This window comes from Streptomyces sp. NBC_01261 (assembly GCF_036226385.1).
Taxonomy (GTDB): domain Bacteria; phylum Actinomycetota; class Actinomycetes; order Streptomycetales; family Streptomycetaceae; genus Streptomyces.
The window spans coordinates 11070465-11085223 of sequence record NZ_CP108463.1 but is presented as its reverse complement, the minus strand read 5'-3'; the positions used below and the strand labels follow the sequence as shown (position 1 = coordinate 11085223).

At 69.1% G+C, this 14759-nt stretch carries 12 protein-coding genes; 5 read left to right on the top strand and 7 right to left on the bottom strand.

The genetic code is table 11. The features are described 5' to 3' along the window. Positions 1-35: 35 nt before the first annotated feature. Positions 36-3050 (bottom strand): glycosyl hydrolase family 95 catalytic domain-containing protein, encoded by a 3015-nt coding sequence (locus tag OG226_RS49245; RefSeq protein ID WP_329352929.1) that lies wholly within the window; start codon positions 3048-3050, stop codon positions 36-38. A 293-nt stretch (positions 3051-3343) separates the two neighbouring features. Here OG226_RS49245 and OG226_RS49240 point away from each other — a divergent pair, with 293 nt between their 5' ends. The 4 genes from OG226_RS49240 (at position 3344) to OG226_RS49225 (ending at position 6198) form a co-directional block, all read left to right on the top strand. Then, positions 3344-4288 (top strand): aldo/keto reductase, encoded by a 945-nt coding sequence (locus OG226_RS49240; protein WP_328686054.1) that lies wholly within the window; start codon positions 3344-3346, stop codon positions 4286-4288. A gap of 125 nt (positions 4289-4413) precedes the next feature. Continuing rightward, entirely contained in the window at positions 4414-5163 is a 750-nt protein-coding gene (locus OG226_RS49235; RefSeq protein ID WP_328686053.1) for an SDR family NAD(P)-dependent oxidoreductase, read from the top strand. 4 nt (positions 5164-5167) lie between these two features. Beyond that, positions 5168-6031, top strand: coding sequence for an amidohydrolase family protein (locus tag OG226_RS49230; RefSeq protein ID WP_328686052.1), 864 nt, complete (start codon positions 5168-5170; stop codon positions 6029-6031). Then, positions 6028-6198 (top strand): hypothetical protein, encoded by a 171-nt coding sequence (locus tag OG226_RS49225; protein ID WP_329352928.1) that lies wholly within the window; start codon positions 6028-6030, stop codon positions 6196-6198. Before OG226_RS49230 ends, OG226_RS49225 begins: the two co-directional genes overlap by 4 nt. A gap of 17 nt (positions 6199-6215) precedes the next feature. Here the strand turns inward: OG226_RS49225 and OG226_RS49220 are convergent, their stop codons facing one another. The 6 genes from OG226_RS49220 to OG226_RS49195 are packed head-to-tail and all read right to left on the bottom strand — an operon-like array spanning position 6216 to position 13472. Next, positions 6216-7805, bottom strand: a complete 1590-nt coding sequence (locus OG226_RS49220; protein ID WP_329352927.1) for a GH39 family glycosyl hydrolase — start codon at positions 7803-7805, stop codon at positions 6216-6218. Further along, positions 7802-8593, bottom strand: a complete 792-nt coding sequence (locus OG226_RS49215; protein WP_329352926.1) for a ribonuclease activity regulator RraA — start codon at positions 8591-8593, stop codon at positions 7802-7804. The genes OG226_RS49220 and OG226_RS49215 overlap by 4 nt, the downstream gene beginning before the upstream one ends. Continuing rightward, on the bottom strand, positions 8593-10548 hold the full coding sequence (locus OG226_RS49210; RefSeq protein ID WP_329352925.1) for a hypothetical protein: 1956 nt from the start codon (positions 10546-10548) through the stop codon (positions 8593-8595). The genes OG226_RS49215 and OG226_RS49210 overlap by 1 nt, the downstream gene beginning before the upstream one ends. 5 nt (positions 10549-10553) lie before the next feature. Next, complete coding sequence (locus OG226_RS49205; RefSeq protein WP_328686048.1) at positions 10554-11384, bottom strand: carbohydrate ABC transporter permease; 831 nt, start codon at positions 11382-11384, stop codon at positions 10554-10556. Then, positions 11381-12334, bottom strand: coding sequence for a carbohydrate ABC transporter permease (locus tag OG226_RS49200; RefSeq protein ID WP_329352924.1), 954 nt, complete (start codon positions 12332-12334; stop codon positions 11381-11383). The genes OG226_RS49205 and OG226_RS49200 overlap by 4 nt, the downstream gene beginning before the upstream one ends. Next, the gene (locus OG226_RS49195) at positions 12321-13472 is read right to left on the bottom strand and encodes an ABC transporter substrate-binding protein (RefSeq protein WP_329352923.1); all 1152 of its coding nucleotides are present in this window, start codon (positions 13470-13472) and stop codon (positions 12321-12323) included. The genes OG226_RS49200 and OG226_RS49195 overlap by 14 nt, the downstream gene beginning before the upstream one ends. 305 nt (positions 13473-13777) lie before the next feature. Between OG226_RS49195 and OG226_RS49190 the strand changes: the two genes are divergently transcribed. After that, positions 13778-14437, top strand: coding sequence for a GntR family transcriptional regulator (locus OG226_RS49190; RefSeq protein ID WP_329352922.1), 660 nt, complete (start codon positions 13778-13780; stop codon positions 14435-14437). The last annotated feature ends 322 nt before the right edge of the window (positions 14438-14759 follow it).

Below are 14759 nucleotides of genomic sequence, written 5' to 3'. Positions count from 1 at the left end.
TGCAACCCGGTTCCACTGTGCGGCCGGAGCTTGCTTCAGTTCAGCGAGACGGCCCAGATGTGGAGTGCCGGGCTTCCCGAACCGAGGGCGCCTACGGAGGGGAGTACGACCGAGGCCACGGTCTTGGTCGGGTCGAGGGGTGCGGTGACGGAGAAGAGCGCGGCGGTGTGCTGGAAGGTGGTGTTGCCCGGACGGTTCTGATACGTCGACGTGACGGCGACTTCGCCCCCGGGTGGTGCGTCGGTGGCGAACCAGTCCGGTGCCGTGAGGGTGTAGTTCTGGGTGGTCCCGTCGGTGTAGTTGATGGTGCCTGCCCCGGTCGCTGGGCCGTAGCTGGCGGAGACGAGGAAGCCGAGCGAGTCGGCGGATCCGTGCAGGGTGACGTACTGGCCGTTGGCGACGATGTTGTCAGGTGTGCCCGCTGCGACGTCCGGCATGGTGAAGGTCTTGCCCGAGGCGGAGACGCTCGCGCCGGGTCCCGCTCCGGCGGTGGTGAGGGCGGACTGCGAGTAGCTGGCGCTGCCGCCGTCGAAGTTGCCGGCACCGGTGTTGTCGTCGGCGCTGACGGCCACGTTGTCGAAGGAGGCGGCCAGCGTCGGGTAGTGCACGGCCGGGTCCAGGCCGATCTGTTGCGGGCCCAGGTGCTTCGCGCTGGTCGCGGCTTCGCCCGTGACCAGCGCGAAGGTGTACGACGTGGTGGGCGCGGCGGTGTCCTCGATCAGGTAGGACCGTCCCGCCTTGGCCGGGACCGTGAAGGTGCGTGCGGTCGTGGGGCGTACCACGAGGGCGTCGGTCGATCCGTCGACGACCTTCGCCGCGTGACCGGCGTTGCCCGCCCATGGATTGCGGACCGTCACTGTGCCCGTCCGGCCCGCGGACAGGGCGGCCGTGGTGAGGGTGCCGTTCTGGACCTGCACGAAGACCTTCGCGTGGTTGTGCACGTACACCGTGCCGGACACGTCCCAGCCGGACGGCCAGGCCGGGGCGAATCGCAGGGTGCCGTCGTAGTCGGTGGCCAGCGCCTCGTCCAGCGCGGTGCCGACGGTCGCGGAGTGCTCCAGGTACGGCTCGGATCCGGGCGCGGAACCGAACAGGTTGGCCGCCCCCGAGATGTACGCCTGGTAGCGCTGGGCGTTGGCGATCAGACCGGTGCGGACCTCGTCTCCGAGGCCGAGGCGGGCCGCGTGGACGGCGTCCATGCTCCAGTCCGAGCCGCCGACGCTCTGCCGGGCGGTGTAGGTGCGCCTGGCCAGCGCGGTGAGCGGGGAGTCGTCACCGATCAGCCCGTAGGGCCAGACCGGTTCGAGCCCGAGGTTCTCGCCGTTCTGCAAGGGCGCCGACGGCTCGTAGGAGTTGGCGATGACGTCGGTGCCGGAGGCGTCGTCCTCGGGCGTGAGCAACCTGCTGTGCGTCGCGGCGTCCGTCCGGGGATAGGGCCGGATCTGTGTCTGCGCCTTGCCCAGTTGCTTGACCAGCGCAGAGTCCTTGTGGAGGAGCTTGGCCGCGGCGGCGGTGGCGGGGAAGAGCGCGGCGTCGGCCGCGAGGTCGGTGGTCGGGTCGAGGACATGCCACTGCGACTCATGGGCATTCGCGGTCGCGTGGAGGAAGCCGTCGGAGCCGACGCTCTGGTAAGCGAGGAGGAAGGTCGAGGCGGCCTTCATCAGCGGATAGTAGGTTCGCAGGAAGGAGACGTCGCCGGTGTACTGGTACTGCTGCCATATCCAGAGGGCGATCTCGGCGCCCGAGGTGATGGTCTCTGCGTTGTAGCTCGGTGCCGAGGCCAGGCTGCACGAGGCGTTGGTAGTGCCGCCGGCGTACCAGCCGTTGCCGTTGAAGCGCATTGTCTCCGGCACGCAGGCACCGGGCTCGCCGCCCATCTGGTCCTTGGTCCAGGCCTCGATGCCGGGAAGGTCGTGCAGGTACAGGTTGAAGAGGGGAAGGTTCGCCGAGAAGTTGCCCGCGCTCATGTTCGTGGCGAACTCGGCCCGCAGGTTCCACAGCCAGTAGCCGGCCGGGAACCAGTCCTGGTGGTCCTGGCTGAAGTTGAACAGATTGGCCACACCGGCCTGACTGCCGCCGAACTCCCCGCCGCTGGAAGCCTCCTCGTTGTAGAGGTAGAGAGTCCGCAGGGCCTCCATGTACTCACCTGAGTCGTCGGCGGAGGAGATCTTCATGAGCCCGGCAGCGCGCCAGTAGGAGTGCCAGTGTGCGGCTTGGGTCGCCAGGAGCGAGGACCGGGACAGGGCGGCGTCCTTGCCGATCAGCCGCTCCGCGGTCCGCGCGGCGTTGCCCCCGGTCCACCGGGGAGCGCCGGCCACGACCCGGAAGGAGCCGTCGGCCTTGGGCCGGAAAGCCACCTTGACCGACGTCGGGTCGGCCACGGAGGCGGTCACGTCCCGTCCACCGGCCGTGATCGCCGCGAGGGATCCGAAGGTCCGGCCGGAAGCACCCTGGGCCGTGTCGTCCTTCCAGGTCTCGGCGAGGGTGCCGGTCCGGCCGGAGACCGCGGCGATCGGACTGCGCCCGGACCACAGGCCGACGGTGGCGGTCTGTGCCGTGGTCGGGTCGGCGCCCGTCACGTCGACGACCAGCTCGTCCTTCGCCGAGGAGACCCATACGGTCGCGGTCATACCGCCCCCCGACTCGGTGAGCACGCCGCCGTAGACGTCGAGTGTCGCCTTGAAGTCGGGCGCCGAGGTCATCGCGCCCAGCGCGGGTATCCGGATCTGGCCGGGGGACTTGCGGTCGGGCATGGTGTCGCCGCGGTTGAGCTGCGCGGTGAAACCGTCCGCGGACCATACGGCGACGCCGAGGGTGCCGTTACCGAGCGGCAGGTACTGGTTGGCCGCGGTGTTCGGCCGGTCCAGGACGACGTTGGCCCGGCTGACGACACCTGCGGTGTCCTGCGCGAACGTGCCGTGGCGCCAGGCGGTGGTGAGGGTGGCAGCGTGCGCGGCCGGCGCCGGGCCGACCGTGAGCGTCACAGCCGCGGACAGGCCGAGGACGGCCGCCACTGCGACGGCACGCCATGCCGTGATTCGTAGGAGCACAGGACTTCCTTATGGCATCGGTGTGGTCGGCGAGGTCCGCCGCTACAGGGCTCAGGCGCGACTGGCTACAGCTGCTGACGCCAATACATCGGAGGTATATATAGCCACCGGCGGCCGGAGCGTCTAGAGGTTCGCCGTCATCTATCGAAAATCGATAGTGGAGGCTCCGCTGCCCTCACGGATCAGATCATGAGGTGATCGACTCATTTTCGATGCCGCTCTTGACGCGGGAAGTAGGTAGGCGTTCCCATCGTCTATCGATAGAACTTTATCGAATGTGTTGAGAGGACGACATGAAGCACAGAAGTGTCGCGGACGGCTCTGTCCGTGACGGCGGATTCCCGCTCCCGGACCTGGGACTCGGCTGTGCGCCCATCGGCGACCTCTACGCGGCGGTCGACCCCGAGGTCGCGGTGGCCACCGTGCACACCGCACTCGCGCTGGGCTCCACACTGCTGGACACCGCACCGAAATACGGCAACGGCCTGTCCGAGCAGCGCCTCGGACAGGCGCTCGCGTCGCTCGACCGGAACTCCTACCAGCTCGCGACCAAGGTGGGCTGGAGCGTCGGCGAAAACCGTCCACCGGTGCCGGCGTTCAGCGCGGACGGCGTGCTGCGCAGCTTGGAAGGCAGCATGCGGCGCCTTGGCACGGACCGGTTCGACATCGTCCACGTGCACGATCCCGACGACCACCTGGACCAGGCCGTCGCCGAGACCATGCCCGCGCTGGAGCGCCTGCGCGACGAGGGGGTGATCGGCACCATCGGGGCCGGCATGAACAGTGACCGGCTCCTGGCGGAGCTGGTACGCCGCACTGATCTGGATCGCGTGCTCATCGCGGGCCGCTACACGCTGCTGGAGCAGGGCGCGCGGTCCGCCCTGCTGCCTCTCTGTCTCGAACGAGGCATCGAGGTGATCGCGGCCGGTGTCTTCAACTCCGGCCTGCTGGCCGATCCGCGGCCCGGAGCGCCGTACAACTACCGGCCCGTACCCGACGAGATCCTCGCCAGAGCACTTCGGTTGAAGGAGATCTGCGCCCGCCACGAAGTACCCCTGCGGGCCGCCGCGCTCCAGTTCCCGGCCGCGCACCCCGCCGTGCGTACCGTCCTCATCGGCGCGGCCCATCCCGACGAGGTCGCGGACAACGTGGCCCTGGCCGAAAGGCAACTGCCGTCCGCCCTGTGGAGCGAACTGCGTGAGGCCGGGCTCGTCGACGCCGAATCACCTGTGCCGTGACGGCCACGCTTCCGTCCTGATCCGTTCCGCCACGCCCTCAAGTCCACCCTCTTGCGCAGGAGCTACCGTGCAGCCGAGAACCTGTCCCGCCATCCACCCCCGCAGCATGTCGGGACGGTTGTGACATGGGTCCGTTCGCTGGAACAAGAGCGCTGGTCACCGGAGGGGCATCCGGCATCGGACTGGCCACCGCACGCCAACTGGCGCTCCAAGGCGCGCAGGTGGCAGTGCTGGACCTAAAGCCACCGCCCGGCGACGAACTCTTCTACGTACAGGGAGACATAGGCGACACGCCCTCCGTCACGGCGGCCTCGCACGCGGCGTTGGAGACACTCGGCGGGCTGGACATCCTGGTCAACAACGCCGGAGTCGGCGCCCAGGGACGGGTGGAGGACAACACGGACGCGGAGTGGCACCGCGTCCTGAACATCAACGTCATGGGGCACGTCCGAGTGACACGGTCCGTCCTGCCGAGCCTGCGTGCCTCCTCGTGCGCGGCCATCGTGAACGTCGCCTCCGTCGCGGCGACCGCAGGTCTGCCCGACCGCGCCCTGTACTCGGCCTCCAAGGGCGCCGTCCTGTCGCTGACCCTGGCCATGGCCGCCGACCTCCTGGCCGACGGCATCCGCGTGAACGCCGTGAATCCTGGGACGGTGAACACCCCTTGGGTGGGGCGGTTGTTGAACGGGTCCGACGATCCCGAGGGGGAGCATGCCGCACTGGCGGCGCGGCAACCCCACGGACGCCTGGTCGACGCCGAGGAAGTGGCCGAGGCCATTTGCTACCTCGCCTCACCGGCGGCCGGTTCCGTCACCGGAACCGCGCTCGCGGTCGACGGAGGCATGGCCGGCCTGCGGCTGCGCCCGAAGGGCTGAACCGATGGACTCGCAGCCGGACACGTCCTGGCGCGTCGACGCCCACCACCATGTGTGGGACCTGACTGTCCGAGGTCAACCTTGGACCCGGGACATCCCCGTCCTGAACCGCAGTTTCAGCATGGCCGACCTGCGTCCCCACCTACGGAGGGCCGGAATCGGCGCCTCCGTGGTGGTGCAGACCTCGACCGTGGCCGAGGAGACCACGGACCTGCTCGCCCTGGCTGCTCGGGATGAGCACGTTCGTGCCGTCGTCGGGTGGACGGACGTGACCGATCCGACGATCGGTGAGGCGCTGGACCGACTGCGGGAAGGTCCCGGGGGTGCGGCGTTGGCGGGCATCCGCCACGCGGTACAGGACGAGCCGGATCTCCAGTGGCTGCACCGCGAGGAGGTGCACCGGGGCCTGAGGGCAATCGGCGCGGCCGGCCTCGTCTACGAACTGCTGGTCCGACCGGACCAGTTGCCCATGGCGGTGAAGGTCGTGGAGGACCTGCCCGAGGTGTCGTTCGTACTCGACCACGCGGGTAATCCTGAGGTCACGCCGGACGCCCTGGCCCCGTGGGCTGCCTTCATGGGCCGACTGGGCCGTCGCCCCAATGTGGCCGTCAAGCTCTCCGGACTGGTCACCCGTTCCCCCGCACCCCACACGCCCTTCCTCGCCGCCTATGCGGACGTGCTCCTGGACCGGCTGGGTCCAGAACGGGTGATGTTCGGCTCCGACTGGCCGGTCTGCCTGCTCGCCGCCTCCTACGACCAGACGGTCGCCGTCGCCGCATCGTTGACCGCGCGGCTGAGTCCGTATGAACAGGCCCAGGTCCACGGGGGAACGGCGGCGCGCTGGTACAGGATGAACGGCCCTCGTTGAGGGCCGACCAGGACGGCCGCCGCCAGGCGGGCATCGACGACACGGTCGGTTTCGCGATGGAGGCAGCGACGGCCAGGGGTCCACCACTCCCCCGGCCGACACCGCCCCATGAGTACCCCTCCCGCGCCGTCCTCGCCCGCGTACGGCGCCGGAGCATCCGCCTCTGATCCGCACGCTGTTCCGTCTAACGGGCCCGGCTCAGCAGCGCGATCGCCCAGGGCCGCAACGGCGCGTCGACTTCGAGCACGCCGTCCTCGGAGACGGTGTGCCGGGTGATCGCGCCGTGCTCGGCACTCGTGCGGATCGCGTCGATGTCGGCCCTGGACGGATTGCCGTTGCGGCCCTGCCCGGTCCATTCCGTCATCGCCCAGCCGTTTCGGTCATCGACCACCTCCAGGGTGTAGCACTCACTGGCCATCAGTCCGGCGATGCGCAGGCTCAGCCTCTTCGGCTGCCCCGTCGCCAGAGTGCGGTCGGCGACGTCCCGTGTGCCGAACGATGCGGGGACCGACAGGGTGACCTCCTCCGGATAGTGGACGGCCAGAGCCGTCACATCGTTGCCGCGGCGGGTGACCACGAGGCCCTCTTCGCGGTGGACGAGGTGGTCGCCCAGCGCGTTCAACATGCGGTAGGCGTGCATGGTCGGCTTGGGGATGCCGTCCTGGTTGAGCATGCCGAATCCGCCGTGGAACGGGTCGCGGCCGGCCCCCTCCTCCTCGAAGACGTCCGTGAAGGTCCAGTAGGCGAGGCTGTCGACCAGGCCGATCGACGCGAGCACCGTGCGGACCACGAACGCGGCGGCCTGGGGGTAGTCGTGGGTGAAGTCGCGCGAACTGGAGCTGGAGCTCCACTCGGTGAGGTGGATCTCGGCCCGCGGGTACGGGCCGGCGTCGACGATCTCACGCACCCGGCGCAGGTCGGTCGGCGTGGCCTCGACGCCACGGGTGAGCTTGCGACCGTTGCCGTGCCCGTCCAGCGCCCAGTCGGTGGGATACGGGTGGCAGGAGACGAAGTCGACGGGAAGCCGGTTGTCGGCACAGAACCGCAGGAACTCCTCCAGCCACACCGGCTGCCAGTCGAGAGCGTCCAGGTCGGGGGCGGTCAGCACGGCCTCGTGCTGCGCGACGTCCTCGACCTCGCCGTCGAAGCGGGCGTCCGGCACGAAGTTGCTCGTCGCCGGGCCTCCGACCCGAAGTGCGGGGTCGACCGCCTTCACTGCCCGGACTGTCACCCGGTACAGCTCGAAGTACTCGCTGCGGGTGCCGCGGAAGAACGGGCCGAGGTTCGGTTCGTTCCACACCTCGAAGTACCACGCGCGCACCTCGTCGATCCCGTACCGCGCGACCCAGTGCTCGACCGTGGCGCGGACGAGCGCCGCCCACTTCTCGTTGTCCGTGGGCGGCGCCCCGTTGGCGCCCCACCAGAAGACCGTCCCGGTCTCGCGGGCGAGTTCCGCCGGGGAGAACCCGAACTCGACGAACGGCCGCATCCCGGCGGCGAGGATCGCGTCGAACAGCAGGTCGACGTAGTGGAAGGAGGGCATCACCTCACCGTCGATCTCGCGGTAGACGAACATGTCTCCGTGGAACAGGCCGTGGAAGCGGACGTAGTCGAAGCCACCGAGCCGGTGCGCCTGCGTCAGCTGGCTCTGCCAGTGGGCCCGGAGCCCCTCGTTGGCCCGCCCCGCGCCGACGACGCGGCTCCAGAAGTGGTCCAGCGACACGTGTACGGCGTCCGCGAGATCGAGTTCCAGTTCCATGATCACCTCGGTCACCGGGTGGGTGCCTTCGTCCGGTTGTCGCGCCACAGTTCGTATTCGGCGCGACTGTTGGGGCTGAGCGGGTAGTAGTCGGAGAGTCGGGCGCCCTGTTCCAGGCGCATGCGGCTGAACGACTCCCAGTCCTCGTGGTCCTCGGCGTCCTGGATGAGTTCCAGCGCCTTGCCCGACGGCACGATCACGGCCCCGTCGTCGTCGGCGACGACCACGTCACCCGGCAGGCAGAGCACGCCGCCCGCCGCGACGGGCACGTCGTAGGCCCAGGGGAAGAGGTCGGTCTGGGACGCGTAGTGCGGGGTGGTGCCGGTGCACCAGATCGGCACGCCGAGCTGACGCACCCGGGCGGCATCCCGGATCCGGCCGTCGATGACGATCCCGGCGCCGCCGCGGCGCTTGAAGTAGCGCACGAGCATGTCGCCGAAGCAGCCGGTGAAGGCGCTGCCCCACGCCTGGACGACGAGCACGTCGCCGGGCTGAACGGTCTCCAGGACAGCCCAGAGCGCCGTGTCGCGCTCGACGTACTCCTGGCCCAGGCCGCTCGCGACGTCCTCGCGCTGTGGCATGAACTGCAGGGTGAGGGCCGATCCGACGACGCGGCTTCCGGTCTCCAGCGGTGTCGGTCCCTGGACGGCGGTGCGGGTGACGCCCATGGAGTGGAGTTTCGCGCACGCGGTCGCGGCGCTTATCGCGTCCATGCGGCGGATGTGATCGGCGTCGGCGCGCTCGAAGGGCTCGCCCCGAACGGGCAGCGGCCACACTGCCGACGGCGAGTTCTCGGTGTCCATCAAATTTCTCTCCGGGGTGTGATGCGGGTGAAGCTGGTGTGGGCCGGGGTCCGGGCGCGCCGGGTGACCTCCAGCCGTAGCGTTACGCGATGCAGCGCGGGAAGCGCGACCACGAGCCGGGACGACCCGACGGAGGTGCTCACCTGCCGTGTTTCCGGGGCGGGGATGAGATAGCTGCGGGAGTCGCCGGCGCAGCCGTCTCCGGACTCGTCGAAGACCACCCGGTCGATGCGGTCCTCGCCGAAGGCACCGGCCTGGACGACGACCTCCCGCCGGGTGTCGGGGTCGAGGTTGACCAACTCAAGGCGCACGCCGTCGGCATCGGCTTCGCGCACCAGCGCGGCCACGCCGTCAGGCAGGCCCGGGCGACCGCGCAGCGCGTCACCGAACGTGACACGGGCCAGCGCGAGCCCTCCGTTGTAGAGCGCGGGGGGCGCGCCGGTGATCAGCTGGGTGAGCACCTCGGTGACGACCGGGTTGAGCCGCTGCCACCAGTGGATGTCGTCGTCCGGCGGCCCGTACGGAGTCGCCCGCATCAGGGCCAGCCGCCGCGCCACCTGGCCCAGTGCGAGTTCGAGGGCGGCCTCGGGATATCCGGCGTTTCGGCCGAGCAGGAAGGACACCCACGGTGCCTCGTGTCCCTGCTCCTCCTTGTCCTGGAACCACTTGGTGTCGCGCCAGTCGAAGCCGGCGTCCCGCTCCAGCGACTCCAGTCGCTCGCGGTCGGCCGGCTCCGAGGTCAGCCACCACAGCCAGACCGGATAGACGAGAGGCACGGGGTGCAGGTCGAACCAGCCGTTCGAGCCGTGCCGGTAGGGCACGAGCCGGACCGGCACGTCGGGCGCGATGTCCATCTTCTGCGCCCAGCCCCAGCCCATGCTTCCGGCAGTGGCCGCGTCGGTGCGCACCACGCTCCGCGCGATGACGGTGTCGAGGGGCACGCGGGCGAGGTCCAGCCCGGCGGTGCCGCCCGTCACGAGGGTCTCGTTGACGGCGGCGATCATGGCGGCGGCCTCGACCGAGTGCAGCCCGTGCGGCCAAGCCCAGCCGTAGTGGCCGCCGTACCAGTGCCCGTCGTGCAGTTCGCCGACGACTCCCGACGGGCCCACGTTGTCCGGGATCAGGCCGCCGTTCGCCGCCGCGCGCTCACGCCACGCGCCGACGTAGTCGACGACCCAGTCCCCGAACTCCGGGTCGTGGCCGTAGAGCCAGGCATTGGTCACCAGCGAGGTGGCCGCGAGGTTGATCGCCGTGTCTCCCCGGCCGAGTCGCTCCTGCATGGCGTCGCCCATGCGCCGGGCGTTCCCCTCCACGTACAGGTCGTCCCAGCCGGTGATCCCGGGAAGGTCGTCGAGCGGCAGACCGTACGGCTTCATGACGGCCTGGTGCGCGCTGTACGCGGTCCACTCGGTCCCGAGCCCCGGCCGCGGACCACCCGATCCGGTGTGCGGGGCGACGATGATCCGCGCGGCGGGGTCGTAGTTGCCCCTGGCCGGGTCCGAGTACAGACGCGCGAACCGTAGGGCCCGCTCCCGGAAGGCGACGTCGTCCGGGTCGGCCGCGCACAGGGCGTAGAAGAAGTTCAGTGACTCGCCCTGATGGAACCAGTCGTAGCCGACCTCGTACTCGTCGCGGACGAAGCCGAACTCCGTCATCTGCGCGGTCACTCCGGCCCAGTGCTCCTTGGCCGACGCGAGAAGGTCGTCCGCGCCGCCGAGCCGGTACAGCACGGGCCAGTTGAAGAAGGGTTCGTAGAAGTCGTCGACGCCGTCCCGGTGATGCATGCGACCGCCGTAGGTCAGGCGTCCGTCCGGGCCGCAGTAGGTCGCCTCGAACTCGCGCCACGCGGAGTCGAGCACGGAGAACAGCCGTCGTTCCAGCACCGCCCACAGCAGGGTCTCGCGCACCGGGACCGTCGCCTCGACGCGTGTCAGGTCACCTTGTGAATCGTCCATCGCCCCTATCCCTTGATCGCGCCCGCGGTCAGCCCGCCGATGATGCGCCGCTGCATGAACACGTAGAACACGATCACCGGAGCGGTGGCGAGCAGCATGTTGGGATAGACGACCGTGTAGTCCGTGGAGAGGCGGCTGATGGCCGCGTAGACGCCCGTCGTGACGGTGTAGACCCCGGACTGAGGGCCGAGGATGAACTGCGGATTGACGAAGTCCGTCCACACCCCGACCGAGTTGAGGACCATCGCGGTCGCGACGACGGGGCGCATGAGCGGGAAGATCACCCGCCAGAAGGTGCCGTAGCGGCTCGCGCCGTCGATCCGTGCGGCCTCGTCCAGCTCGCGGGGAACCGTCTGTACGAACGCGACGAACAGGAAGACCGTGGTGGGCACGGTGAGGGTCGTCTCGAACAGCAGGAAGCCCGGGATCGTTCCGATCAGTCCCAGTGCCTTGAGCACGTAGATCACCGGAATGACGAGGGTCTGGCCCGGAATGAACAGGCCGGCCAGCAGCACGAGCATGACGACCCGGTGGTAGGCCCGGGTTCCACGCGCGATGGCGTACGAGGCGGGGCCCACGACCAGCAGGTTCAGTGCGTTGATCGCCACGACGAACAGCAGTGTCACACCGTAGGCGGACACCACGTTGAAGTCCGGTGAGGTCAGCGCGCGGTGGAGATACGTCAGCGAGAAGCCGCCCGCGGGCCAGCCGAAGGGCTTCGTCAGGATGTCGTGCTGCGACTTGAACGCGTTGGTCAGCATCAGGTAGAGCGGGCCGACCATGACGAGCACGAGGACAAGCACGGCCACGGCGCGTCCCACCCGGCGGGCCGTCATGTGGACACCGCCTGCTCGCTGCGCCGGCGGGCCGAGGTGATCCCGACGGTCACCACGATGATGACGATCATCAGCACGACCGACTGGGCGGCTCCGTAGCCGAGTTGGGTGTTGTCGAACGACGACGTGAGGATGTTGTACACAAAACTCTGCGTCTCTCCAGCGGGGCCTCCGGCGGTCAGAGCGAGGATCAGCTCGTAGACGCGTAGGAGACCGATGACGACGAGGACCACGTTCACGGTCACGGTGGGCGCGAGCATGGGGAGCTTCACGCGCCAGAAGGTCTGCCACGGGGAGGCGCCGTCGATCTTCGCGGCCTCGATGACGCTGTCCGGCACGGTCTGCAGACCGGCGAGGTACAGGACCACGTTCACCCCGAAGCTGGACCACACGATCACGCAGATCACCGTCGCGAGCGCCCAGGTCGGGTCCGACAGGAAGGGCAGCGAGTGCTTGGCTCCGACCACCGCGTTGACGGCGCCGTCGGTGCCCAGGATGGACGACCACAGGAAGCCCAGGATGACCGGACCCACGACGTAGGGGTAGAAGACGAGCACGCGCAGGATCGCGTTGAGCCGGCTGTTGCGGTTGAGCAGCAGCGCGACCCCCAGCCCCAGCACGTTGCACACGACGGTGCCGACGAGGGTGATGAGCAGCGTCACGAACGCCGCGTGCCGGACGGCGGAGTCCTCGGTGAGACGGACGTAGTTGCGGAACCCGACCGGATGCGGCGGTGTCGTGAAGCCGTTCCAGTCCGTGAAGCTGAGGTACACCGCGATCCCGATCGGGACGACGACGAGGCCGACGACCAGGATCAGTGGCGGGGCCATCATCACGATGTCGATGGCGGACTCGCGGCGCTTCGCGCGGGACCGGCCGGGCCTCGAAGGCGGTCGGGGGACGACCGCCACCGGAGCGGCCGGAACGGCTTTGGTGCTACTGGCCTGCATTGTCGTTCCACCAGGAGTCGAGCTTGGCGGCCGCCTGATCGGCGGACTGTCCCGTGTACAGCGACTGGACGACGGTGTTCAGCTCATTGCCGAACCCCGCGTTCACTCCGGGGCCGGAGGTACCGCCCACCGTGCCGGGCGTGGTGTCGACGATCTTTCCGACGGCCTCGTCGAGCGCGGTTCCCGGGTAGCTGTACCCGGACCTGAAGTTGCCCTCCGACTTGAGCGATGTCGTGACCGCGCCCTTGTCCGTCACGAGGTACTTGACCAGCGCGAGGGCGAGGGCCTGGTGCTTGGAGGACTTGAGGATCGAGTACGGCTGGGCCTGGCCGCTCATCTGCTTCGGTGTGGATCCGTCCGGCGTCGGTGTCGGGAACACGCCCACCTTGAACGGCAGGTTCTTCGCCGAGTTGACGCTGGCGTTGAGCCAGTTGCCCATGATGTACATGCCCGACTTGCCGGCGAGGAAGTTGTCGATCGAGGCCTGGTACTTCTCGCCCAGCGAGTTCTTGGGGACCGCTCCGCTCGCGATCCATCCCGCGTAGGCCTTGAGGTAGGTGGTGTAGGCGCTCTTCCCGAACGTGGCCTTCTTGTCGTTGCGCTGGGCGTACCACTGCGGGTCGTCGCCGAGCAGGGCCGGGTTGGCCATCATGGCGAACTGCGCGCCCGTGACCCACTCACCCGCCGTCTGCAGCGGGGTGTATCCGGCGCTCTTCAGCTTGCCGAGGGCTGCCGTGAACTCCGCCAGCGACTTCGGTGCCGTGGAGATGCCGGCCTTCGCGAACGCGGTCTCGTTGTAGTAGACGAGTGACTGGTTCTGCAGACCGGTGGCGACCTGCCAGGTCTTGCCGTCCACCTTGGTGGAGTCCGAGAGCGGGGTCGAGGCGACCCAGGGTTCGTTCGGGAAGGCGGCCATCTGCTGGGCGACCACGGGGTCGAGGCTGCTCGCGACGATGTCCGGGGCCGATCCCGAGACCAGCTCCTGCTGGAGCGTGGACTGGACGTCCTTGCCGGAGGGCGACTCGATGGTGACCTTGACGCCCGGGTGGCTCTTGACGAACGGAGCGACCAGTCCCTGGTAGTACGACTTGGTCAGCACCGGGGTGATGTTGGCCAGCATGCGGATGTCGCCGGTCATGCCACCACCGCCCGAAGCCGCGGACGAGGATGATGACGAACATCCGGCCATGAAGAGGACGGACGCAGCGAGCCCCGCCGTGACGGTGACTGTTGCCCTGCGCGTGCTCACCGGTCTTGCCTGGCCGGCGGGGGCCGCCCCCACGGCGGTGCTGACGAATCTGCGGTGTCCCATGATGACCTCAATTCGATTCTCGTCTATCGATAGAACATCTGACGGCTCTCGTTACCTCCATGTCAAGGGTTTGTCACAACATCGAGGCGACTATCGATAAGATGCCAAGTGGTATAAACCAAGGAGGCTTGATGTCAGACGCCATCGGGGAGCCGCTGACCCGGGTCCTGCTGTCCGACCAGGTGTACGCGCGGGTGCGGAGCCTGATCATCGAGGGCGCGCTGGCACCCGGCGCCCGGCTGGTCGAGTCCGAGATCGCACGCCAGTTCAACGTCAGCCAGGCACCGGTACGTGAGGCGGTGCGGCGCCTGGTGCACGAAGGCCTCGCCGACCACATCCCGCGCCGGGGCAGCTTCGTGGCGGTGGTGTCGCAGGAGGACGCCCACCACGCCCGCGCCGTGCGCGTGGTGATCGAGGAACTCGCTGCCCGCACTGTGGCCGCGCAGTCCTCGGACACGGCCTTCGAGGCGCTGGAAGTCCAGGTGGAGGCCATGCGGCGGGCCGCGCTCCAGCGTGACGTCGGAGGTTTCCGCGATGCCGACATCACCTTCCACCGCACGGTCTGCGAAGTCAGCGGAAACCCCTTCCTCCCCAAGCTGTGGGGGGTGATGGAGCCCAACCTGCGGGCCCTGCGTGTCGTCTCCGACCCGCTGTTCACCGGCAGTTGGACCGCCATGGCCGAGGACCATGCCGAACTGCTGGATGCTCTGAAGTCGGCGGATCCGGACCGGGCGGGAGTCAAGTTCGCCGCCCACGCGCGAGGGGACGACGGGATAACCCCGGACCACTGAGCACACCCAACGACGGCAGGGCCCCGCCGGAGAGATCCGGCGGGGCCCTGCCGCGTCTGCGCCGACCTCTCCCCCGCCTGCTGGACGGCACCGGCCCGGCAGACCTTTCACCCCCGCCCCGGCCCCGGGCGCCTCGGCGGAAGGCACGAGCCGCCGCCTGCCGCTCGCAGATGCCGTTCGGCATCCGATGCCCCTCCCGTGACCGGCCACAGTGCGCTTGACCAGCAGTTGGACGGACTCCGCTCCCCCGCATCATCGAGCCGCCCCGAGGCGCGGCAGCCTCCGGGGGCGGACGAAACGATTGACGGGATCCGGGACGGAC

Excerpts from the sequence above, each read along its gene's own strand:
- OG226_RS49240 (WP_328686054.1), top strand. The coding sequence starts at position 3,344 with ATGAAGCACAGAAGTGTCGCGGACGGCTCTGTCCGTGACGGCGGATTC.
- OG226_RS49235 (WP_328686053.1), top strand. The coding sequence starts at position 4,414 with ATGGGTCCGTTCGCTGGAACAAGAGCGCTGGTCACCGGAGGGGCATCC.
- OG226_RS49230 (WP_328686052.1), top strand. The coding sequence starts at position 5,168 with ATGGACTCGCAGCCGGACACGTCCTGGCGCGTCGACGCCCACCACCAT.
- OG226_RS49215 (WP_329352926.1), bottom strand. The coding sequence starts at position 8,593 with ATGGACACCGAGAACTCGCCGTCGGCAGTGTGGCCGCTGCCCGTTCGG.
- OG226_RS49210 (WP_329352925.1), bottom strand. The coding sequence starts at position 10,548 with ATGGACGATTCACAAGGTGACCTGACACGCGTCGAGGCGACGGTCCCG.
- OG226_RS49205 (WP_328686048.1), bottom strand. The coding sequence starts at position 11,384 with ATGACGGCCCGCCGGGTGGGACGCGCCGTGGCCGTGCTTGTCCTCGTG.
- OG226_RS49200 (WP_329352924.1), bottom strand. The coding sequence starts at position 12,334 with ATGCAGGCCAGTAGCACCAAAGCCGTTCCGGCCGCTCCGGTGGCGGTC.
- OG226_RS49195 (WP_329352923.1), bottom strand. The coding sequence starts at position 13,472 with ATGACCGGCGACATCCGCATGCTGGCCAACATCACCCCGGTGCTGACC.
- OG226_RS49190 (WP_329352922.1), top strand. The coding sequence starts at position 13,778 with ATGTCAGACGCCATCGGGGAGCCGCTGACCCGGGTCCTGCTGTCCGAC.